Source organism: Lactobacillus sp. W8172 (genome assembly GCF_016102055.1).
GTDB classification, from domain to species: Bacteria; Bacillota; Bacilli; order Lactobacillales; family Lactobacillaceae; genus Lactobacillus; species Lactobacillus apis_A.
Genome location: NZ_JACFPG010000002.1, coordinates 221,552 through 242,398 on the forward strand (window position 1 = coordinate 221,552; position 20,847 = coordinate 242,398).

At 38.4% G+C, this 20,847-nt stretch carries 19 protein-coding genes; 6 read left to right on the forward strand and 13 right to left on the reverse strand.

Features of this window, described 5'->3' with window-relative positions:
• Window positions 1-32 precede the first annotated feature (32 nt).
• From H3R21_RS04605 to H3R21_RS04615, 3 genes are all read right to left on the reverse strand, one after another.
• Window positions 33-1,766 (reverse strand): SLAP domain-containing protein, encoded by a 1,734-nt coding sequence (locus H3R21_RS04605; protein ID WP_198183343.1) that lies wholly within the window; start codon window positions 1,764-1,766, stop codon window positions 33-35.
• Between the two features lie 498 nt (window positions 1,767-2,264).
• On the reverse strand, window positions 2,265-2,540 hold the full coding sequence (locus H3R21_RS04610) for a DUF2922 domain-containing protein (RefSeq protein ID WP_232352316.1): 276 nt from the start codon (window positions 2,538-2,540) through the stop codon (window positions 2,265-2,267).
• A gap of 54 nt (window positions 2,541-2,594) precedes the next feature.
• Window positions 2,595-2,819 (reverse strand): DUF1659 domain-containing protein, encoded by a 225-nt coding sequence (locus H3R21_RS04615; RefSeq protein ID WP_198183346.1) that lies wholly within the window; start codon window positions 2,817-2,819, stop codon window positions 2,595-2,597.
• Window positions 2,820-3,036: 217 nt separating this feature from the next.
• Between H3R21_RS04615 and H3R21_RS04620 the strand changes: the two genes are divergently transcribed.
• The 3 genes from H3R21_RS04620 to H3R21_RS04630 all read left to right on the forward strand — a co-directional run bounded on the left by H3R21_RS04620 (window position 3,037) and on the right by H3R21_RS04630 (window position 6,739).
• Window positions 3,037-3,909 (forward strand): hypothetical protein, encoded by an 873-nt coding sequence (locus H3R21_RS04620; protein WP_198183348.1) that lies wholly within the window; start codon window positions 3,037-3,039, stop codon window positions 3,907-3,909.
• 242 nt (window positions 3,910-4,151) lie between these two features.
• Window positions 4,152-4,586: a hypothetical protein gene (locus H3R21_RS04625; RefSeq protein WP_198183350.1), complete on the forward strand. Its 435-nt coding sequence runs from the start codon at window positions 4,152-4,154 to the stop codon at window positions 4,584-4,586.
• A 122-nt stretch (window positions 4,587-4,708) separates the two neighbouring features.
• Window positions 4,709-6,739: a KUP/HAK/KT family potassium transporter gene (locus H3R21_RS04630; protein WP_198183352.1), complete on the forward strand. Its 2,031-nt coding sequence runs from the start codon at window positions 4,709-4,711 to the stop codon at window positions 6,737-6,739.
• A 71-nt stretch (window positions 6,740-6,810) separates the two neighbouring features.
• Here H3R21_RS04630 and lepB read toward each other — a convergent pair whose 3' ends face one another.
• Complete coding sequence (lepB, locus tag H3R21_RS04635) at window positions 6,811-7,452, reverse strand: signal peptidase I (protein ID WP_046307842.1); 642 nt, start codon at window positions 7,450-7,452, stop codon at window positions 6,811-6,813.
• Between the two features lie 177 nt (window positions 7,453-7,629).
• Between lepB and H3R21_RS04640 the strand changes: the two genes are divergently transcribed.
• Together H3R21_RS04640 and H3R21_RS04645 are read left to right on the forward strand one after the other, a co-directional pair.
• Window positions 7,630-8,142 carry a hypothetical protein gene (locus tag H3R21_RS04640; protein ID WP_278953950.1) on the forward strand — a complete coding sequence of 171 codons (513 nt, stop codon included), beginning with the start codon at window positions 7,630-7,632 and terminating at the stop codon, window positions 8,140-8,142.
• A gap of 18 nt (window positions 8,143-8,160) precedes the next feature.
• Window positions 8,161-8,802, forward strand: coding sequence for a hypothetical protein (locus tag H3R21_RS04645; protein ID WP_198183354.1), 642 nt, complete (start codon window positions 8,161-8,163; stop codon window positions 8,800-8,802).
• A gap of 114 nt (window positions 8,803-8,916) precedes the next feature.
• On the opposite strand, the gene H3R21_RS04650 is transcribed toward H3R21_RS04645, so the two are convergent.
• The 6 genes from H3R21_RS04650 to H3R21_RS04675 all read right to left on the reverse strand — a co-directional run bounded on the left by H3R21_RS04650 (window position 8,917) and on the right by H3R21_RS04675 (window position 17,622).
• Window positions 8,917-10,866 (reverse strand): M13 family metallopeptidase, encoded by a 1,950-nt coding sequence (locus H3R21_RS04650; protein ID WP_046307844.1) that lies wholly within the window; start codon window positions 10,864-10,866, stop codon window positions 8,917-8,919.
• A 93-nt stretch (window positions 10,867-10,959) separates the two neighbouring features.
• A complete protein-coding gene (locus tag H3R21_RS04655) occupies window positions 10,960-12,180 on the reverse strand; it encodes an MFS transporter (protein ID WP_198183356.1) in 1,221 nt (406 codons plus the stop codon).
• Window positions 12,181-12,347: 167 nt separating this feature from the next.
• The gene (locus H3R21_RS04660; protein WP_198183358.1) at window positions 12,348-13,610 is read right to left on the reverse strand and encodes a carboxylate--amine ligase; all 1,263 of its coding nucleotides are present in this window, start codon (window positions 13,608-13,610) and stop codon (window positions 12,348-12,350) included.
• Between the two features lie 15 nt (window positions 13,611-13,625).
• Window positions 13,626-15,575 carry an asparagine synthase (glutamine-hydrolyzing) gene (gene asnB, locus H3R21_RS04665; RefSeq protein ID WP_198183360.1) on the reverse strand — a complete coding sequence of 650 codons (1,950 nt, stop codon included), beginning with the start codon at window positions 15,573-15,575 and terminating at the stop codon, window positions 13,626-13,628.
• A 109-nt stretch (window positions 15,576-15,684) separates the two neighbouring features.
• Complete coding sequence (locus H3R21_RS04670; RefSeq protein WP_046307853.1) at window positions 15,685-17,082, reverse strand: metallophosphoesterase; 1,398 nt, start codon at window positions 17,080-17,082, stop codon at window positions 15,685-15,687.
• 54 nt (window positions 17,083-17,136) lie between these two features.
• Window positions 17,137-17,622, reverse strand: coding sequence for a hypothetical protein (locus H3R21_RS04675; RefSeq protein WP_198183362.1), 486 nt, complete (start codon window positions 17,620-17,622; stop codon window positions 17,137-17,139).
• A gap of 210 nt (window positions 17,623-17,832) precedes the next feature.
• Here H3R21_RS04675 and H3R21_RS04680 point away from each other — a divergent pair, with 210 nt between their 5' ends.
• Window positions 17,833-18,399 carry a DNA-3-methyladenine glycosylase I gene (locus H3R21_RS04680; protein ID WP_187158284.1) on the forward strand — a complete coding sequence of 189 codons (567 nt, stop codon included), beginning with the start codon at window positions 17,833-17,835 and terminating at the stop codon, window positions 18,397-18,399.
• A 62-nt stretch (window positions 18,400-18,461) separates the two neighbouring features.
• On the opposite strand, the gene phnE (H3R21_RS04685) is transcribed toward H3R21_RS04680, so the two are convergent.
• From phnE (H3R21_RS04685) to phnC, 3 genes are read right to left on the reverse strand one after another with little or no spacing between them, the layout of a single operon-like run.
• Complete coding sequence (phnE, locus tag H3R21_RS04685; protein ID WP_198183364.1) at window positions 18,462-19,274, reverse strand: phosphonate ABC transporter, permease protein PhnE; 813 nt, start codon at window positions 19,272-19,274, stop codon at window positions 18,462-18,464.
• Window positions 19,274-20,077 (reverse strand): phosphonate ABC transporter, permease protein PhnE, encoded by an 804-nt coding sequence (gene phnE, locus H3R21_RS04690; RefSeq protein WP_198183367.1) that lies wholly within the window; start codon window positions 20,075-20,077, stop codon window positions 19,274-19,276. The genes phnE (H3R21_RS04685) and phnE (H3R21_RS04690) overlap by 1 nt, the downstream gene beginning before the upstream one ends.
• Entirely contained in the window at window positions 20,070-20,843 is a 774-nt protein-coding gene (gene phnC, locus H3R21_RS04695; RefSeq protein WP_046307862.1) for a phosphonate ABC transporter ATP-binding protein, read from the reverse strand. Before phnC ends, phnE (H3R21_RS04690) begins: the two co-directional genes overlap by 8 nt.
• Window positions 20,844-20,847 lie beyond the last annotated feature (4 nt).

Below are 20,847 nucleotides of genomic sequence, written 5' to 3' on the forward strand. Positions count from 1 at the left end.
TTTCCGTTTCTGTAATTAATTTAACTAATTAATTAAAAGTTAGCAACCTTAACGTATTGCTTAGCTGGGCCACCGATACGGTAGTATGAAACACCATTCTTGAACTTGTATGGTGTACCGTAAGTAGTAACCTTAGCACCCTTGCGTAATACACGACGGTCAGCACGTTTAGTACTTGTCTTGTATACGTAAGCGTTGTGAGTTAAAGTACGAACAGTACCATCGATGTTATCAGCCATTACGTATTGGTTGTCACCGATTTGGTAAACCAAGCTACCGTCAGCAAGCTTAGTAGCTGCACCGTAAACGTTAACGTTTGAGTAAGCTGCTAAAGTCTTAGTACCAACGCGCTTGTGGTCCTTGTCGTAGATGTATGCATTGTGCATAACCTTCTTAGCAACCTTGTTAGCTGGCTTGAAAGTACCGTCAACATATTTGCTTTCTACGTACTTGTTAGAATCTGCACTATTGATACGTGCATAAGTCTTGTCACCAACCGTGATTGGGTTGCCAAAGACAGCAATTTGATCACCGTTCTTAACAACAGTCTTAGTGTCAGTTACAGTGTTACCGTTGATTTCGTAAACTGGTACATCGCCGTCTGATTGAACAGTCTTGTATGAAGCACCCTTAACACCAACAGTTAACATGAAAGTAACTCTAGAAGTCTTCTTATTAGCGTTAGTTGCACTAACAACTACTGGGTATTTTCCAGCAACCTTAGTGTTAACCTTTGAGTAATCAAAAGTTGGCTTCAAAGTAGCTGAGTTAGTACCACTTACCTTAGCAGTAAATGCAGCTTCAAGAGCAGTCTTGTTAATGTCACCGTTTACTGAAACATAGTCAAAGCTCTCATTAGCATCTAGAACGATAGTTTGACCATTGTTGTAATTTCCACCTTTGTAAGAAATTACTGGGTAACTAGTATCAGCCACTGCAGCAGGGTTAACAGTAATTACAGCAGTAGAAGTAGCACCATTAGTTGCTGTTAAGTTTAAAGTAACTGGGAATGCAGTTGCTGGTTTGGTAAATGAACCATCAGCTTTTACAGTAATGCCTGCAGCCTTAAGAGCAGCGCGAACATCTTTTTTAACATCCCAGTTAACTTCAGCAGCACCAGCAGCACCAGCATTAGTGTTTGCTACTGCATACTTGTCTGTAATAGCTTTTACTATACCGTCAACACTAAGTGCACTTGCATCAAGATCTACTGAGCCTGATGTTACCGCTACTGCTGGTTTACCATCAGTAGCTTTTTCCATAAGGAATGGAGCACCAACAAGAGATTTATCTGGAATAGTGAATGAAGCACTAGTTAATTCAATTTCATCTGAAATACCTTGTGCGTTTACATTAACTTTAGAACCATTAACAGTAATACTCTTTCCTGCAAGGCTAGTCAAACCAGTAATGTTAACCTTAACCTTAACAACGTAAGTTGTACCAGCAGTTAACTTGTCAGTAGTTGCAGTAGATGCATTTAATACATATACTTGTGCCTTGGCTGGAGCAACTGTAGCACCAGCAGGGATAGATGGTGTTGAGATTGAGGCAGCAACCTTAGCTGGTGTATCACCATCAACAAGAGTTGCAGCATTAGTTACATTCAAAATCAACTCAGCTGAAGTAGTTGGGTTAGTTTGTGTACCACCTTCAACAGTAACAGTAGTATCAGCTAAAACAGTTGATACAGTAGAAGCAGCAACTGGTGCAACAGCTAATAAAGCAGCTGCAGCAGCACTAGCAATTCTTAAATTTTTCTTCATGTGGTCTTTCCTCCTTGTGTATATACAAAATAGTAATAGGCTATAGGTTCAGTCGTTTAGAGCCTACATTGTTACAACATCCTTCAAGCCGAATCCATAAGTTTATAACTCTTATGAGGTAGCTTTCAGGCTGAAGAACGCGCATGCGTACAGACTTACGTGCCTGAAGCATAGCTATTACTTACCACATTTCATATTGTACCTACCTTTAGCTAAAATTGCAAGGTGAGCGGATATTTTACACACTTTTGTAATAAACGCTTACAGATTGTTGCAAAAATTATTTTTTAATTAATTCGCAAAAGCTTATGTAGCAATTATTTTTCTACTTTTAAAAATCAGCCAGTGTTCTTAAATTATTTTATGCAACATTAATTTTACAAAACATTAACAAATTAACAGGAACTAAAGTAAAAAGTCACGCCTAATTAAACAAGGCATGACTTTTTAATAAATAATTATCTTCGACTAGTAAACTTTTTGATTTTTCTAATCAAACTAGTTGTGAGTTTGAACAGTTGCAACCCTTTTTGAATTACCCGCAGAATCATCGAACAAATTTGTAACCACACGTTCAACATATGAAGCAGATTGTGGAATCTTATAGACATCAACTCCATCTTTTGCAAATGCATCAGCTTCTGCAATTGTCTTCATTGCCGTTTTAACTTCTACTGAAGTCAAGTGATCAGCGGCATCCGGTAAGGCCAATGTGACCTTTTTATCATCACCATTTAAAAATACTAATTGTAAAGTTTTTGATTTAGTTACCAAATTAATCTCGCTCCTTTTCTTTCCCATTATTTAATTAGCTAGCAAAAATCTTTTTTAGTTAACGGTGTCAATTAGCGGAATTGCTTGCTTTTGAATTAAGGTTGCGGCAGTCAAGTCAGCACCTTGCAAACCTGCAAGTGCATCCCCCACCTTAGCCAAACCAGCAGCAGACGCACCCTTTTTCACATTTTTAAAGGCACGCGACTTAATATTATCTTTGCCATCTTGTTGATTGTAGAAAGTGTATTGGATTGTTTGCTCTAATAAATCTAAACTCATATTTTTACCATCCTTTTGATTGAATTATTGAAACTAACAATGTAAGAAGTAGCGCGCTAGATGTCTTACACTATTACTAACGAAATGAGACGGCAAAGTGTAACAAATTTCTTGAGAATTTTTTATATTATTGGCAAAAAAACGTGTATCGGTAGTCAAACAAACATTAACCCTCTATAATTAATGTAAGAATTAGTAAGGAGGATAAATTCCTATTATGAAAAAATCCACGATTTGGACGATCGCAGCTGTGGTCATTATTGCCCTCGGTGGTGGCGTCTTTTACGCAACACAAAAATCAAATAGCAATCAAGTAGATGCTTCTTATAACAGTGCCATTCAATCTGGTAAAGAAGCCGTTAAAGATAAAAATTACACTAGAGCAAGTGATGCATTTGATAAGGCCCTTTCGATTAAGAAGACCAATCAAGCACAAGCTTACAAAGAACAAGCTGACAACATGACGGCCGCAATTAAAGCAACTAAAGATGGTGAATACAACGATGCCCTTGCCAAGACTAATGATGTCATTAAGCAGAGCAACGGTTATTCCGTTTTAGTCAGTCACGGTAAAAAGCTGACTAAGACCATCAAGGATGTTCAAGACAATTATGAACACGAAATCAAACCAATTTTTGCAACTGCTAAGCAAAACGAAGATGACAAGCAGTACGATCAAGCTGCTGACCAATACCAAAAGGTGTTAGACCTACCTTATATTGATGGCAAGTACTACGCTAAATATAAGAAACAAGCTAGCGATGGCCTTGATAAGAACAAGCAGGCTGCTAAAGATAATAAGAATGAAGCTGAATCTTCTTCTAATAGTAGTTCTACCAGTGCCAATTCTAATGGCGGTGACACTGGTAATGCAGGTAAAACTGGTGAAGGCTCAATGGGCGACCACAAGGTTCACGGTCAAACCGTTACAAATGACCAAATTGTTCAACTGCGTAAACGTGTAACTAAACTTGGCTACGAAGGTATGGCATGGAGTCCGCAAGACTTAATCGATCTTTACCGTAAATCTGGACGTGCAAATCCTGATCAAATTACTAAGAATGATGTGCAAAACTATCTAAAACCATAATTGATACTTTATAATGAAGAAAAGTTTTAAAAGCGTCTAAGTATTTTAGCTAAGACGCTTTTAACTTGGGCATTTTTAGCCATTTAATCATGTGCAACAATAATGCTATAATTTGACTAACTGAAAAAATGAGCTACTAGGTTTTTTTCAAGTAGCTACTGTATAGTTGCTTTTACCGCTTAAACTCTGTAAAATGACTATTGACTTTCACGTTTCCTATTTTTACTAAAGGGGTGTCTGCTTTGACTGAAAAAGAAACAAATATCAAAGAGCAAGATAATGAACAAGAACAAGAAAATGAAGAATTAAAGGTTGTCATGCCTGAGGCTGAATGGACAACAATGCCTGAAGAAGAGTTTGCTGAACAACCTGATTATTTAAGAGTTTTCACTGACTTCTACATTGCTAAATTCAATCAACGTGACTTGGAAATCATGAACACTTATGATATTGATTCAAACATGGTTGATATTAACCACTATGTAATGGACAACATCAAATTTTCACGTAATGAATTGGTTAAGCATGCTTTGCAATACCACGCTAACAACTTCCAAAATATAATAGACGAAATTGTTAAGCAAGATAGTATTAAGCCTGAAGAAATGACTTCATACAGCGATTGGGACAACTGGTACGAAGACCGTCGTAATAATATTTCTACTTCTTTATCATAATTTACTTGTACTATTACGAAAAAAAGAACAAAATAGGTACTTAAATGGGAATGTCGGTTGACATTCTTTTTTACTTAATTAAATAAAATCTTGAAATAGTCTAATGGGAGTATCAGATTACTATGGATCACAAGAAGAAGCGGATTTCCGCGGCCGGTTTGTTAATCACAATTGGGATTGTGTACGGTGATATCGGAACTAGTCCGCTCTATGTTATGAAGTCGATTGTTAATGGTAACGGCGGCATCGCCAACGTTAACCGCGAATTGATTTTAGGTTCAATCTCACTGATTTTTTGGACAGTTACGTTATTAACGACTGTTAAATACGTCATAATTGCACTTAACGCAACCAACCGTGGTGAAGGTGGTATTTTTGCCTTATATGCACTCGTTCGTAAGCGAGCTAAATGGTTGGTCATGCCTGCCTTAATTGGTGGGGCTGCACTACTTGCCGACGGAACGCTGACACCTGCAGTTACCGTTACGACCTCAATTGAAGGTCTGAAAAATATGCATTTTGGCAGTAGTGTTCCTGTTCCTAATCAGAACTCCGTCATTGTGATTACCATTATCATTTTGCTGATACTGTTTTCAATTCAAATGTTGGGAACCAGTAGTATCGGTAAAGCGTTTGGGCCAATAATGTTGGTCTGGTTCACTTTTTTAGGTGTAATCGGTATTAGCAATATGGCTCATGACTGGTCAATTATCGAAGCACTTAATCCTGTATGGGCAATTAAAATTTTATTCAGCCCTGCTAACAAAGCCGGTATCTTCATTCTAGGTTCAATCTTCTTGGCAACTACCGGTGCCGAAGCACTATATTCAGATGTTGGTCACGTTGGCCGCGGTAATATCCTTGGCTCCTGGCCTTACGTATTTGTTTGCTTGTCCCTAAACTATCTTGGTCAAGGTGTTTGGATTTTGCAAAACCCTAATTATCAAACTAACGGTGGCGAATTAAACCCATTCTTCGAGGCCGTGCCAGCTAACTTACGATTATTTGCCATCATTTTGGCAACCATTGCCGCAATTATCGCCTCACAAGCCTTGATTACTGGTTCATTCACACTTGTATCTGAAGCCAGTGGTTTGAAGTTTTTACCACGGATGAAAATCAACTACCCAACCACCGAGCATGGTCAGATCTATATTCCATCTGTTAACAAGATGATCTGTGTCGCAACCATTGGCGTCGTTCTTTTCTTCCGTACTTCGGAACACATGGAAGCAGCCTACGGTCTGTCGATTACGGTCACCATGTTAATGACCACCCTGCTCTTATTCGAGTACTTGGCTTCTAAGCATCATCCATTTATTTTGCGTCTTTGCTTCTTGCTTGTCTTTGGCTTTATCGAAGGCATGTTCTTGCTTTCAAGTTTAACCAAGTTTATGCACGGCGGTTACGTAACTGTCTTAATTGCCGGCTTTATCGGTGTAATCATGTTCATTTGGTACTTCGGTAACAAAGTACGTGATAAACACGAAGGGGCAAAAACTTATGTCCGTTTGGACGAATACACTGATATGTTGACTGACTTAAGTCATGATGATGATTATCCAGTATACGCAACTAACTTGGTCTATATGGCTAAGGTGAAGTACAACAAATTTATTAAACGTGAAATCATGTACTCCATTTTGGATAAACGACCAAAAAGAGCTGCTGCTTACTGGTTCGTATCAGTTAACATTACTAATGAGCCTTACACTGCGCGCTATGCGGTTAATACATATGGCACCAAAAATGTCATCAACGTTCAGCTTTTCTTAGGTTTTAAAAAGCAAACCAGCGTGAATGTTTACTTACGGCAAATCGTTCAGGACTTAATCAAGGATGGAACAATTGAAGCACAACCGCAGGATTACACTACTACGCCTGGTCGCCAAGTTGGAGACTTCTCATTCGTTATCGTTAATGAAGTCTTCAGCCCACTTACCAAACTTAAAGGCTTTGAAAAGCTAATGCTAAAAGCTCGTATCTGGCTACAAAACTTGTCTTCCAATCCAGCATCTTGGTTTGGCTTAGAATATACCGATACGGTGGTTGAGCAAGTCCCATTAATTCTGGGCCGTCCTAAGACAAAATTGCACATTAAGCGCGTTGCACCAAAGGACTACTCTAATTTAAAAGATCAGGAAACTGAATAAAAAAGAAGCATCTGAAGAAAAATCTTCAGATGCTTTTTTATGTCGATAAAATTGTGTCCAACGTATTGTCACTAATACAAACTAAGTCGGTTAAGTGGCCAGTATCGAACTTTGACTACACCTTCAATTTTACTTCTAGGAATTGCTCCAATGTAACGACTATCCTTTGATACACTCCGGTGGTCACCCAATACAAAGTATGAATCTTTCGGAACCTTATTAGTTTTTCTCATCAAGTTCAACTGCGTTGCCGTATAAATTTTCTTATAGTCTTTTTTAGTTGCTAACGAGCGAATTGAAAAGTTTCCAGTGTCAGAGTAGTGCGTACCATTGAAACCATCCTCATGGTCTATCAGTTTAAAGCCAGGTTCTAAATAACTCTGGTCAATCTTTTTGCCATTAACATAAATCTTATTGTTCTTTGCAGTAACTGTATCACCTGGTAAGCCAATGATTCGTTTGATATAAAACGCTTTTGGTTCATCAGGAGCTTTTAGAATGATAACTTCGTTACGCTTTAGTTCACTATGGCGATAAGCAATGACGCGCTCTTGATTTTCAAAAGTTGGTTGCATTGAAATGCCTGATACAGAGCATTTAACTATTACAAACTTGGTTAACAAAAAATTGATTACGACAAAGGCGATGAATAAAACAACTGTATACTTAAAAATATCGTAGAAATCTTTTTTACTTTGCTGGTTATCTTTCATGAACTTAACTTTCTTTTCTATTACTGAGAATAATTTTATACAATAAATACATTATAAACTTTAGAATGAAAAAGTTAAAAATCAAAAGCAAACGCATATCTATTATTGAACTGTCATTTTCTAGCTTTTTAAAATATAATAACTGTAGTGTTAGTTTTATATATGGAGGGATAATTTGTGAAAGATAAACTACTAATCGATGAACAACGAGCTACTACACTATTTGATGCTTATTGTTCATCTGAAACAAATCAAGGTCATTACTATGTTGATTTTGTTCCTATCACTTTTATGAATGAGGATTTTGCTGAACTAGCTGATTATTTGGCAATTAATTACAAACCAGATTTTGCCAAAAAGATTATTTTTATTGCTTTTACCATTCTTTGTTATTATGATTCAGCAGTCTTCTTAGCTGGCGATGACTATTTAGAAAAATATACTAATAAAGACTTGCGCCATACTGATTTGGAGAGCATCGCTAAAGAAATTAGAGACAAAATAATTAAAAACCGCATGGGTTTGTATATTTTCTTTCAAACCGAAGACAAAGACCACATTTCTGTAATGAGTATCGAAGATGAATACAGTACACATTTTTTTGGTCTTTCTGGGGAAGCACAAAAGATGATTGAACAGCTAGTAACTCACCAAGGTTTATTTTTCAAAAAAGTTAAAAATATTGATTAAATCAAGGAGAACTTACCGATGTCAGTTGAAAAAGACTACGAAATAATTAATAAGATACTCAGCGAAAACAAAGATAGTTATTACGTTGACTTTGTTCCCATTACTTTTCAGAATGCGGACTTCGCGGAATTAGCTGATTATTTAGAAAAACACTATAAAAAAGGTTTTGCTAAAGGTATTATTTTTACTGCTTTCACTATTCTTTATTACTATGAGTCAGTTGTCTATTTGGATAATGACTGTGACGATCCAGTTTATCCTGACCTGATTGATGACGACCTGAAAGAGTTGGAACTAGATAGTTTAGCAGAACTCATCCAAGAAGTGATTATGGAAAACTGGTCAGGACTAACCATTCTTTTTAAAAATGATGGTAAATATTCCTTAATGCAAATTGAGGATGGCTGTGATGTCTATTTTGGAAATCTCTCTGGTGAAGCACTAAAAATAGTTGATCAATTGATTACTCAGCAAGGCCTTTACCTCAAGAAATTTGAGCGCGAATATCGCACTGACTCTTTCGAAGAAGAAGGTGGCTGGAAAATCGAGCCGGATAATAGTCCTCTAAGCTTCCACAGTGAAAGTTTTTGGAAGCTCAAGGACAAAAATGATAAGCGTGTAAGCTTGCTGGATAAAGAAGGTAAAGTATTAGGCGAATAACTTAAAGAAAGAGTTGCTTCCCTTACTAAAACACATCTGCAACATCAAAAAAGTCCCATTTCTATAACAGAAATGGGACTTTTAATTTTACTGTTTTTTGTCTTTTAAGTTATATTACCAAATATAAACGCGTTTATCTGGATCTAACCACATACCGTCTTCTGGCTTAACATCAAAAGCCTTGTAGAAGTCATCTTGACATTGAGTCTGAACGTTAGCACGTAATGGACCAGGAGCGTGAACATCAACTGCAGTTTGACTCTTAATTGATTCAGTCAATTGCTTGTTAGCCCAAATGCGAGCGAAGTTCTCGAACAATTTCTTCAAGTCTTCGTTCTCATTCTTAGCAGCTTCGACTGCAGCAGTTAAACCACCTTGGTCTGCAATGTTTTCTGAAACAATTTGCTTACCGTTAAGAGTAACTGGACCATATTCAATACCATCAAACAGGTCAATTTCAGCTTGCGTACGCTTCTTAAATTCAGCGTAGTCTTCGTCAGTCCACCAGTTCTTCATGTTACCAATTTCATCGAATTGTGCACCATTGTTATCAAAGGCGTGTGAAACTTCGTGGGCAATAACAGTACCGATACCACCGTAATTAGTAGCACGGTCTTGTTTTAAGTCATAAAATGGGGCCTGAAGAATAGCAGCAGGGAATGTTAAGTCGTTTCTTTGTGGGTCGTAACATGCATTAACGAGGTTACCAGGCATTGCCCAAACTGTCCGATCAACTTCCTTGTGCAATTGTTCAAGATTGTACTTTTGCTCCACAATGCCAAATGCACGTTCATTTGAATAAAGGCTACCACCCTCATTAGCTGGAACCACCTTTAAGCGATTGTAAACTTCTTCAATCTTGTCAGGGTAACCAATCTTTAGCTCTAAAGCGTTAACCTTAACAATGGCCTTTTCTTTAGTTGCTTCTGACAACCAGCTATTGTTTTGCAAGCGATCCTTATAAACGTCAAGCATGTGATGAATCATTTCTTCAACATCTTTTTTGGCATCTTCACCAAAATATGTCTTGCCGTAGTACACACCAACAACTTCGCTGAAGTCTGAGTTAGCAAATTGGTAAGCTTGCTTTTCGCCACTTGTTAATTTTGGTTGACCATTTAATGCTTGGCTGAATGGGAACGCTGCTTCACGAAATTCTTGTGATAAAGCAGGAGCTGCAGCATTAATAAAGTTAACAATCATCCAGCCTTTGATTTCATCAAAGTTTTCTTCATTGATAATTTCGTTAATGTGATCCAAGTAGCGTGGTTCTTCAACAATAATTCGTTCTGGTTCTTCGCCAATTGCTTCTTTCAAGTAGTAAGCAATCTTGAATTGATCAAACTTAGCTTCAAAGTCTGCAATCTTCATTGGATTGTAAGTAGCAGGATAATCTGCCCATTCTTCTGTAGACTTAACGATCTTAGAAAGCTTAGCATCAAACTTAATAGCATCTTCTGCATATTTTTCTGCTTTAGCTTGATCAATACCAGCCATGGTTAAAAGCTTAACTGATTGCTTTTGTAAAATGTCTAATAGCTTTGGTGCATCAGGAGTTTGATAAGTTGTAGTATCTGGTAAATATGTTCCTGGACCTGCAAAATACAAAGCATTAACTTTAGTATTCTTCATGTCAGGTGAAACATCAAAGCCAAATGGGATTGAAGCAAAAGTTGATAAGGCAGGCGCATTTAAGTTGTAGTCAGAAAAGTCCTTAATGCCGTCAAGAATAGCTAAATCGTCCTTAATTGGATCAGCACCTTCTCTATTACGCTTGTCAAAATCGCATGCTAATTTATAGAGCTTAACTGCTTCATCCAAGTTAGGAATATCAGGAATTTCCTTTTTACCAGATGCAAAATCAGCTAAATCCTGCATTAAATGCTTTTCAACGCTAACGTCAATACCATCAAATGATGCCATACGTGAACGATCTTCTGGAATCTTAGTTTTCTCAATCCACTCAGAGTTAACAGCTAGGTATAAGTTATCCTGAGGTCTTGTGCCAACTTTTGGTTCAATGACGTTGCCGCTACCGCCACGAATTGCCGAAATATTTTTCATTGAGAGAGTCCTCCCCTTTTTCTAAAATTAAAAATACACTAAATTAATATTATCATTTTAATCAATTAATAAGTGTTAAAAAGCCTTTACAAATCACTTGAAGACTTTAATGTGCCTACGCAATTTTGCATGAACAGGAATTAGCAATAAAACCATCATGAAAATGCAAATTGCAGCCGTAATGAAGAACGGAATGTAACCTGCATGATCAATCATCATCCCTCCAAATAGTGGGCCAAAGGCTTGACCTATTCCACGCGCAACACTAATTGCCCCCTGATACTTACCCTTACTGGTCATCGGTGACAAGTCATTAATGTAAGCTGGGACAGCAGGAAACGCTGTGGCTTCTCCTAACGTTAACACCACCATCGACAAAGCAAAGTGGGCAAAGTCATGGGCAAAAATAAGTGTCGCAAATGAAAGAGCGAACATCGTTGTCCCAAATATTATTTGCTGGAACAGATTTTTAAATAGGCGCGGAAAACGAGCCAAAATAACCTGGACAGTCACAATAATTGCACCGTTAAGCGTCCACAGTAAACTGTATAAATGAAACGGGATTCCAAGTGAAACCATGTAAACCGATAGGTTTGATTCCCAGTTCATGTACATTAGCCAAGTTACTGCTAGTGAAATCAGAAAGCCGACCATCAACATGACGTTGTACTTAGGCATTGGTTCAGCTTTAACTTTACCGCTTGCTCCCTTACTTTTAGCTTTGCGTTCTTTATGAAAATTAATAATTGGCCGGTAGTGAATTGCCGCATTAACGCAGGCAATTGCAAATAATGAAGAAGCGAATAAGAACAGGAACTCAATTGAGAAGTCATAGAGATAACCAACGAGCAGAGTTCCAGTAACAGTACCGACGTTTTGGGCAAAGTAGATCAAGTTGAATACATAGCGCCCAGGATATTTCTTAATACTGGTGGAAATGGAATTGATCATTGTTCCGTTCCAACCACTAACAAACCCAGTGATAATTAGCCAAATCCAGTAAGCTGGCCAGCCATGAAAGAAGGCCATAAAAAACAGGACCACAGCATCAGTGCCCAATCCAGCAACAATTAACGGATATGGATTGAAGCGGTCATACAAACGCCCAGCAGTGAATGACCCCAAAACATTACTTGCACAGTTGCAGAAAAGTACAAGCCCGATAACTGAAAGGCTAATGTGTAATTGCTTATTTAAGTAAACTGAAGTAAGTGGCCAAACAAAACTTGAACCGATCCAGGTTGCTAGTTCCCCTAGCAATAACCAACGTAATTTAACTTCGGTTCCAGTATTTGATCCGTGTGTGAGTTTCATTTATTCAGTCCTTTCTTGTTTTAATTTCCATTTAACAGTGTAGCAAGAAGTACGCTAAATTAACACCCTCACCTAACAGTTCAAAGTCCTAAAAACGTGGTGGTGAATAGAATTTAGGTACACATAAAAAAGAATGATTATCAGTTCAAACTGTAATCATCCTTAATTTAGTTTTCAAAAAATTGGCCTTTGTTTTCTTGGTAATATTTCTTATATCGGCCATTATAATTATGGAACATATATTTCATTAGTAGCCAACGCTTGAAGTTACGGTCTTTATCATAAAAGACGGTTGTTCCATAGCGCCCTTCGTGAATTAGTTCTTCGGCAAGTTGTTTAGACTCATTGTCATGTGCATATTGCTTAAAGACCTTGACAGGTAGACCAAGCCATAGAACATGTTTGGACTTAAGCTTATTGCCATAGACTGTTTCCTTGTCTTGCAAGCTGTCATAAACATAATCATCAACATACCACTTAGCTAAATTATAGCCGTTTAAGGTTACGTAAAAGCTTGAGCGACCCTGACGCAAGTTAATTTCAAAGAACTTGTACTTGCCATCACGCGCATCATACTTGATGTCGAAGTTGGCCATCCCAGTGTAGTTGAGCTTTTCCAAGAAAGCCTCAACCTGTTCATACAATTTTTCATTATATTCAGGCAAAATTGCCATGTAATTACCAATGGCTTGTGGAGTTGGGTCTTCTAAGAGTGGATGACCCAAGCACATCATCTTAACATGATGATGGCGGTCAACATAGGCATTAAGAACACGCATATTGGAATCGTCACCAGGAATAAAGTCCTGCGCAATTAGGTCAGCCTGATAGCCGTTGCCATAAATCTTGCCAACAATGTCACGCAATTCTGTTTCGTTGTGAATTGTGAAGGCCTTTTTACGTCCTTCAAAGTGAACATCAAGCCAAGAAACTGGATCTTCTGGTTTTAGCTCAATTGGATAGTCAAACGGCAACTCAAGATAGTTTTCTGCCTTAAAGTCAGTCATGGTAATAATCTTAGTCTTAGGGTAAGGCAAACCACACTCTTCGGCAATTTGATAAAAGCCCTCTTTAGAAATTAATTTTTCTAACAGATCATATTCAATGTAAGGTACAACAAAGACATCAGCTAATTCGTCTTTGTGCTTAGAAAGAAGTTCCGCATAACCGTCACCACAGGCAATCAGAATAACTGGTTCCTGATGATCCTGGTAGAGCTTTTTTTGCTCACGCATTACTTCAATAAAAGTTGGATCTTCACTAAATCCTGGGTGAAGCTCAACACTGACAATTTTAGAATAACGGGTTGGGGCTAGCTGAGTATCCGCTAACGCTTTAACGCTAATTCCATAGGCTTCATTAAAGGATCTTGCCATCCCATATACGTTAATATCACTACCGAGTAATATAGGTGTAAAATCTTGACTCATTTAAAACTGCTCCTATTAAACTAGCTTTCCTTGTTCAATCAAGCTAGCTACTTCTGGTTGCACACGTTGATACTTAGAAACTGTTTCATCGTAATCAACAAAGAATAATTTGTACCAAACAAGGAACGTGTAAATTGTCCAGATTTGGCGACGATGTGAGCCATCGCCTTTGTAATTTTCATCAAGCAATTGCAAAATTTTGTCTTGCTCAAAAATGTCATTAACAAAATCCTCGCTGAACAAGTCACGCACTTGTTGATAAAAGCGTGGTTCTTGCAACCATTCTTTGATTGGGGTTGGGAAACCTAGCTTAGGACGCTTAGCCCACTCGTCTGGCAGCACTTTTTCTGATGCCTTACGCAAAGCGTATTTAGTATCATACTTGTTAACCAAGTAATCGGTTGGAATTGAATTAGCACGTTCAGCAACCTTGCGGTCAAGGTATGGCACACGCAATTCTAGCGAATGAGCCATTGAAATCTTGTCGGCCTTTTGCTCAATATCGTTTAGCATAAAGTGGTGCAAATCGATGTATTGCATTTGGCGAACGTTATCAAGATCCCTAACCTTTTCAAAGTCCTTTTGATAAATACCATTAACGGTTAATTTGTTGCGGTATGATGGCTTCAAAACGCCATTAGCGTCTTCTGAAGTGAAAATAGTTGGGTAATCCATGTCATAGATGACTGATTGACCAACGTAAAATTCGCTTGGTTCAGCCAAGTTGGTGTACATGTGAACCTTGCCAGGGAAGTTTGGCATCTTTTTAATCTTATGTGCCAATTTAACCCTTGTCTTCTTCGGCAACTTTTTACATTGAGAAGTAAAGACCTTAATAACGTTGTTATGCGTGTGCATCCCGTAGTTAACGTAGCCGGCAAATAATTCGTCCGCACCTTCACCAGATAAGGCAACCGTAACGTGCTTACGCGCCATCTTGCACAAGTACCAAAGAGGAATGATTGACGGGTTAGCGTCTGGTTCATCCATGTGGTACTGCATTTCTGGGAAGTCATGCATTGCCTCGTCAGCTTTAACCTTGTCTGAATAGAAATTCCAGTCATTCATGTCAGCCAAAGCCTTAGCCTTAGATGCTTCATCATAAGTTGCATCGTCAAAGGAAATTGAGAAGACATCATCAGGATTTAAGATGCTGGTAATGTAACTGGAATCGACTCCTTCTGATAAGAAGGCACCAACAGGAACATCCGCAATATGGTGCAACTTAACTGATTCATGCAAATCTTCGTCGATTTTATTAACCGTCTCTTCAAAACTAAGCGTGTTAGCCTTATATTCAGCGTCCCAGTATTGATGGGTCTTCATTTGACCGTCTTTATATTCAAACCAGTGGCCTGCTGGGAACCGCTTGATGCCCTTAAAGAAAGTCTCATCAAGGTCATTATATTGGTTCATCAAGTATGGCTTAACTGCTTCTGTATTAAGACGACGCTTAAAACCAGGGAACTGCAAGAAACTCTTGATTTCTGAGCCAATAATCAAGTGACCATTCTCATCGCTGTAGTAAAGTGGCTTGATACCAAAGAAATCACGGGCGCCATACAGCGTTTGAGTGTTATCATCCCAAATGGCAAACGCAAACATACCCCGGATACGCTTAAGTAAGCCATCCATGCCCCACTCTTCAAAACCGTGCAACAGAACTTCTGTATCCGATTTAGTGGTAAATGTATGACCTGCTTCAATCAATTCGTCTCTTAATGGTTGGAAGTTGTAAATTTCACCATTAAAGATAATTGCCTTTGTTTTGTCTTCATTGTAAATTGGTTGGCTACCGCCACGTAAATCAATGATTGATAATCTTCTAAAACCTAAAGCAACTTTATCGTTGGTGTAAAAACCATCTGAGTCAGGACCACGGTGCATGATCGCTGCCATCATTTTGCCAATAGCTGCTTGCTTATCATTTATTTCTGGATTATAAAATGCGACAATTCCGCACATAGATTTATCTTCCTTAATTAATCTTAGTTAGTAACCTGTTAGTTTTTAAGTTTAACTTTCACATTATAAGATAATGGCGGCCAAATTCCAAATTGTCCACCCATTTTACCTAAATGTAAAAGATTCTTCGCCTGCTGGCAGCCCCATAACCAAAGGCCTGGATTACGTGCCGATGCAAATCAATGTTTACAACGTACCCAGCAAATTCAGTTTGATGATCGATTTGACGATTCCAATTCTTATTATATTTAGTCGTCAAAACATGGTTCGGTCCCATTAAAGCTGAGCAGTTAAACAAAATATACTGGATACCATTTATTCTGAACTGGTCTTCAACGTGACGGTGGCCACAGAAGTAGGCAATAATTCGAGCATTTTTCACATTAGTAAAATCAAAGTCATTTGCTAAGCGAAATTCTGGTGGGATACCGCTGCTTGAGTGCATTTGCCCTTTTTCGCCCTGGTTAAAAGCCACTAGTAGTTCGTGAAGGGACCGGCCGTTGTACTTAAGTGCATTCGAGCCCTTACGGTTAATCGGATTGCCGTGACTCATAAAGACAATGCTCTTATTGGATGATTGCTCCAAGATTTCGATGATTTCTTCCATCTGATCTTCTCTGACGGCCAAAGTGATTTTGGCATCGTAACGCTTTTGACCCTGAGCATTTAAAATGTATGGCAAGTCAGTGGTATTGACTGAAATGAAGCGGATATCATCGACATCATAATAACAAACACCGTGCTGGCGTGAAATATAGTGCACACCTGGTTGTGCATACATTGCCGGCCACATGATCTTTTCAAATTCATTCTCGGGGAATGATGCTTTTAAGTCATGGTGCTCATCATACTTATCGTTTTCGTCATGATTGCCTTTAATCATCAGATACGGTACTTTGGTTGATTTAAACGAGTCACGTAACTTAATTAGTTCGCTTTCGCCCAAGAAACCCGTGTCAGAGCCGTCAATCCAGTCCCCCAAATGAACCTTGAGATCGAGCAAACCGGAATCATCAAGATAGGAAAATTCGTTAACATGGGTTAACCCATTCCAGCCGTAAAAATCCGTACTATTACTATCCTTATAGTGGGTATCAGTAATCACACTAACATTGACAGAATTTTTACCCTCATGCGTCCGCTCCTTGACACGTTTAATGAATTCATCAAGGTATTCTTCCACAATATAACGACGCCCCGTTTTGCGATTAACAAACGCACGGTATCGTTCTAATTCAGGACTAAATTCACGCACATATTCTGGCGCTAAGTTATCAGCACTTTCTAAACTGAGTGCCTGATGCAAAACATCATTTTCATCTTTATAAACGGTCAGATTATATGGCAGACCTTGGGGTGTATGTTGCGCTGTATCAACATGATATTCACCGACCGTCACATATTCCTGCATTGGATCGAGTGAATTTTTCCTTTTATTAAAAAGACGGCGCATTTTAGCCCCATTTTTCCGATCAAATAATCCCATTGAATACTTAAAAACATTCATTATTGTGCCTCAACCCAAAGAAAAAAGCCGGGCGATCAGCCACAGCTTCAGAAACTACGCGTTATCTGCCAATGCGTGGGCTGCTAAGCCGATTGACAAAACTGCATCTTTAGACAATACTTCTTGTAACACTTTAGGTGCAATTACTTGAACAGCACCGATTACCTTTAAGCTGTAAGTAACCACGTGTAAATCAACTGACTCATTATAAAAATCGTCTTCATAGGGATTTTCATGATTATAAGTCAGATTAATTTTATTCTGATCAGCGTAACCGTCAACATGGTTAGTTAAGATGCGGTCATGTAAATCAGTTAATTGCTCTGACAAGTTAATCAAAGTAAGCTTGTGGTCACTTTCAGTTTCATAGTATTGCTCTTGAGTCATGCCAAAATAGTCTTTAACTGGCTTGTGCAATACATGCAAATTATCAATCACACGATAAACGGCCTCAACATCAAAGTCTGTTTCTTTATTTAAAATACTTTCTTGATTATCGGCCAAATTATCGGCCAGAGTCATTGTATCTAACTTTTCCATGATATCCTCCTAAAGTTCATTTTATATTATACCAAAAAAACTATTATTGCACTTTTTGTAAGAAAAAATTTTACCTTTCGTTAATGGGTTTTTTAAACCAGATTTTACTCACGCTAAATAAGGGCCAATAATATTTATTTTAAAAAGAAAAAAACAACTTTTTACGTATCTAATATTGATAGCAAAAAATATTATTAAAGGAGACTAACGATGTCTGAACTTATCCGCTGCCCTTGGGGCACAAAAGACGACTCATTAATGCAGCAATATCATGACCACGAATGGGGCAAACTCAATCTTGATGAACAGTACCTATTTGAAATGTTAACTTTAGAGCTTTTTCAATCAGGTCTAAATTGGTCAATGATTCTGCACAAACGGGAAAACTTCCAAAGGGCTTTTAAAAACTTTGCACCAGCAGAAGTGGCAAAAATGACTGATGATGACATTGCACTTTTAATGCAAGACAGTTCAATTGTCCGTAACAAGATGAAAATCACGGCTACGCTCAAAAATGCAAAGGCGATTCTAGCAGTTGATGCCAAAGAAGGCAGTTTTGCTCATTACTTGCAGCAGTTTGTCAAAACGCCAATTGTTCATCATGCGCAAACTGCCGAAGAAGTACCCAGCACCAGTAAAATTACCGCACAAATGGCTAAACAAATGAAGAAGGACGGCTTTTCTTTTGTTGGCCCGATTACACTGTACTCATTTTTACAGTCCGTTGGCTTAATCAACGATCACCTTGAAACTTGTTCATTCAAATATCAGGGTTAAACAAAAAATTGGACTACTTCTTGAGTAGTCCAACTTTTTTAATTGGTTAAATCGTTTTATTTTTAAACTAACTTCTTCCGAATCCAACCGGAAATCCAGTCAATGACAATTACCATGATGATAATACCAAGCAGGATAATTCCTACCCGATTCCATTGCCGGTATTGTAAGGCGATGATTAACGGATAGCCGATACCACCGGCACCAACCAGTCCAAGAACCGATGCCGAACGAATCGAAACATCAAATCGGTATAAAGTATTGGAAATCAAGGCTGGCAAGAGGTTTGGTAAAATCGAAAACATGACCACATTGGTTTTTGAACCACCAGCGGCAGTAACTGCTTCGTTAGGACCATCTTCCAAGTTTTCAATTGCTTCTGAAAATAGTTTAGCAAGCATCCCGACCGAGTGGAAACCTAAGGCCAAAACACCGGCTGCTGAACCCGGGCCAACAGCTTTAATGAACATCAAGGCCAAAACAATTTCTGGAAATGACCGAATAATCGCCAAGACAATTTTACCAACCCGTGAGACATACCACTTTTTGTGTCTTGTATGTGCTGCCCAGAAGGCAAACGGTAAAGAGATAATTGCCGAAATAAAAGTTCCTAAAAAGGCAATGCAGACGGTATCCCACAATTGCGAAACCAAATCTTCACCCGTGCCATTATAGACATACGACCAATCTGGGTGGAAAATACCAGAGAAAATGGCACCTGCAATTTGACCCGCAGTTTGCTTAATTCCACCAAAATCAATGCCAGTGCATGACCAAACAATCAGTAGAATGGTTACGATTGCCAGTGCCCAATGCGCTATGCACTTTTTCTGATCGACTGGCTTAGGAGACAGTTTTTTCATTGAAGTATCCATTATTTCATCAACGCCTCCCTTGATTTAGAAGAAACATAGTCAATAAGAACTACGACTAAAATAATTGCAATGATAATTGTACCGGTCTTAGGGTAATCGAAGACCTGCAATGTTTCTTGCAAGTAAAGTCCAATACCACCGGCACCGATATAACCCAAGACAGTCGATGCACGAACGTTAATTTCAAATGCGTATAAACAGTATGAAATAAAGTAAGTCATAACCTGTGGCAAAACAGCAAACACAATGATTTGCAACTTATTAGCACCAACCGCAGTTAAGGCCTCAATTGGACCAGGATCAATTGTTTCGATTGCTTCATAGAACAACTTAACAACAATCCCAAACGTACAAATTGCTAAAGCTAAGATACCTGCAACAGGTCCAATACCAACAATTGCTACAAATATTGCACCTAAAAGCAAGTCAGGAACCGTTCTAATAATGTTCATAATGACTCTTAAAATGCCAGTCACTGTCTTATTTTTAACAATGTTGCGAGCAATCAACAACGAGTAAACAAAGGCAAGAATTGATCCGATTACTGTTCCCAAGATTGCCATTTTAATGGTCTCAAGGATTAACGGAATAACCGCACCTAAGTATGACCAATTTGGATGCAACATTTGCAAAAAGATATCCGCAAATTGACCAAAGTTAGCAAAAAGTGCGCCTAAGCTGGTTTTGGTTACTTTGGTTGAAACAACTAAACCAACAACAAAGAGAATAATCCAGAATAAGTTCAAAATTTTGAACTTTTTCTTTGGCAGTGTCATTAGAGTTTCTTCTTCAGTACTACTCATCTTGGTCACCACCGGAATAGATTTGATCAAATGTTTCTTTAGGTGTTTCACTCATTTTGCCATCGTAAATGATTTCACCGGCACGGACACCGATAACCCGTTTACCAAATTCTTGTGCTAATTCAACACTGTGTAAGTTAATTACCACGGTCATGCCATGCTTTTCATTAAGCATCTTTAAGTCTTGCATCACACGACGCGAAGTCTGTGGGTCAAGTGAAGCAGTTGGCTCATCAGCCAGAATAATATCAGGATCTTGCGTTAGCACCCGTGCGATTGCCACACGTTGTTGCTGTCCACCGGACAACTCATCAGCGCGTGTGTAAACCTTGTCTGCAAGGTCAACTTGTTGCAATGCATCATAAGCGCGTTGCTTGTCTTCTTTAGTAAAGAGGTTGAGAGTACTCTTCCAGGTTGGGTAATAACCAACGCGACCTGTCAAAACATTGCGCAAAACGCTTGAACGTTTAACCAAGTTAAAACTTTGGAAAATCATACCGATATTTCTACGCAACATCCGTAATTCTTTTCCCTTAGCCTTGGTAATTGACTCACCATTAATTAGAATATCGCCTTCAGTAATATCAATTAACCGATTAATTGAGCGCAGAAGTGTTGATTTACCAGCACCAGACAAGCCGACAATAACGACAAATTCACCCTTATTGATCGTTAAATTGATGTCCTTCAAACCAACAACATCTTTGCCATAGACCTTTTTAACGTTTTTTAATTCAATTACTGGCTTAACTGCAGAATCTGCCATTATA

Bases quoted from the DNA above. Each gene is read 5' to 3' on its own strand.
- H3R21_RS04605 (WP_198183343.1), bottom strand. From the start codon at position 1,766: ATGAAGAAAAATTTAAGAATTGCTAGTGCTGCTGCAGCTGCTTTATTA.
- H3R21_RS04615 (WP_198183346.1), bottom strand. From the start codon at position 2,819: ATGAGTTTAGATTTATTAGAGCAAACAATCCAATACACTTTCTACAAT.
- H3R21_RS04620 (WP_198183348.1), top strand. From the start codon at position 3,037: ATGAAAAAATCCACGATTTGGACGATCGCAGCTGTGGTCATTATTGCC.
- H3R21_RS04630 (WP_198183352.1), top strand. From the start codon at position 4,709: ATGGATCACAAGAAGAAGCGGATTTCCGCGGCCGGTTTGTTAATCACA.
- lepB (WP_046307842.1), bottom strand. From the start codon at position 7,452: ATGAAAGATAACCAGCAAAGTAAAAAAGATTTCTACGATATTTTTAAG.
- H3R21_RS04645 (WP_198183354.1), top strand. From the start codon at position 8,161: ATGTCAGTTGAAAAAGACTACGAAATAATTAATAAGATACTCAGCGAA.
- H3R21_RS04650 (WP_046307844.1), bottom strand. From the start codon at position 10,866: ATGAAAAATATTTCGGCAATTCGTGGCGGTAGCGGCAACGTCATTGAA.
- H3R21_RS04655 (WP_198183356.1), bottom strand. From the start codon at position 12,180: ATGAAACTCACACACGGATCAAATACTGGAACCGAAGTTAAATTACGT.
- H3R21_RS04660 (WP_198183358.1), bottom strand. From the start codon at position 13,610: ATGAGTCAAGATTTTACACCTATATTACTCGGTAGTGATATTAACGTA.
- asnB (WP_198183360.1), bottom strand. From the start codon at position 15,575: ATGTGCGGAATTGTCGCATTTTATAATCCAGAAATAAATGATAAGCAA.
- H3R21_RS04670 (WP_046307853.1), bottom strand. From the start codon at position 17,082: ATGAATGTTTTTAAGTATTCAATGGGATTATTTGATCGGAAAAATGGG.
- H3R21_RS04675 (WP_198183362.1), bottom strand. From the start codon at position 17,622: ATGGAAAAGTTAGATACAATGACTCTGGCCGATAATTTGGCCGATAAT.
- H3R21_RS04680 (WP_187158284.1), top strand. From the start codon at position 17,833: ATGTCTGAACTTATCCGCTGCCCTTGGGGCACAAAAGACGACTCATTA.
- phnE (WP_198183364.1), bottom strand. From the start codon at position 19,274: ATGGATACTTCAATGAAAAAACTGTCTCCTAAGCCAGTCGATCAGAAA.
- phnE (WP_198183367.1), bottom strand. From the start codon at position 20,077: ATGAGTAGTACTGAAGAAGAAACTCTAATGACACTGCCAAAGAAAAAG.
- phnC (WP_046307862.1), bottom strand. From the start codon at position 20,843: ATGGCAGATTCTGCAGTTAAGCCAGTAATTGAATTAAAAAACGTTAAA.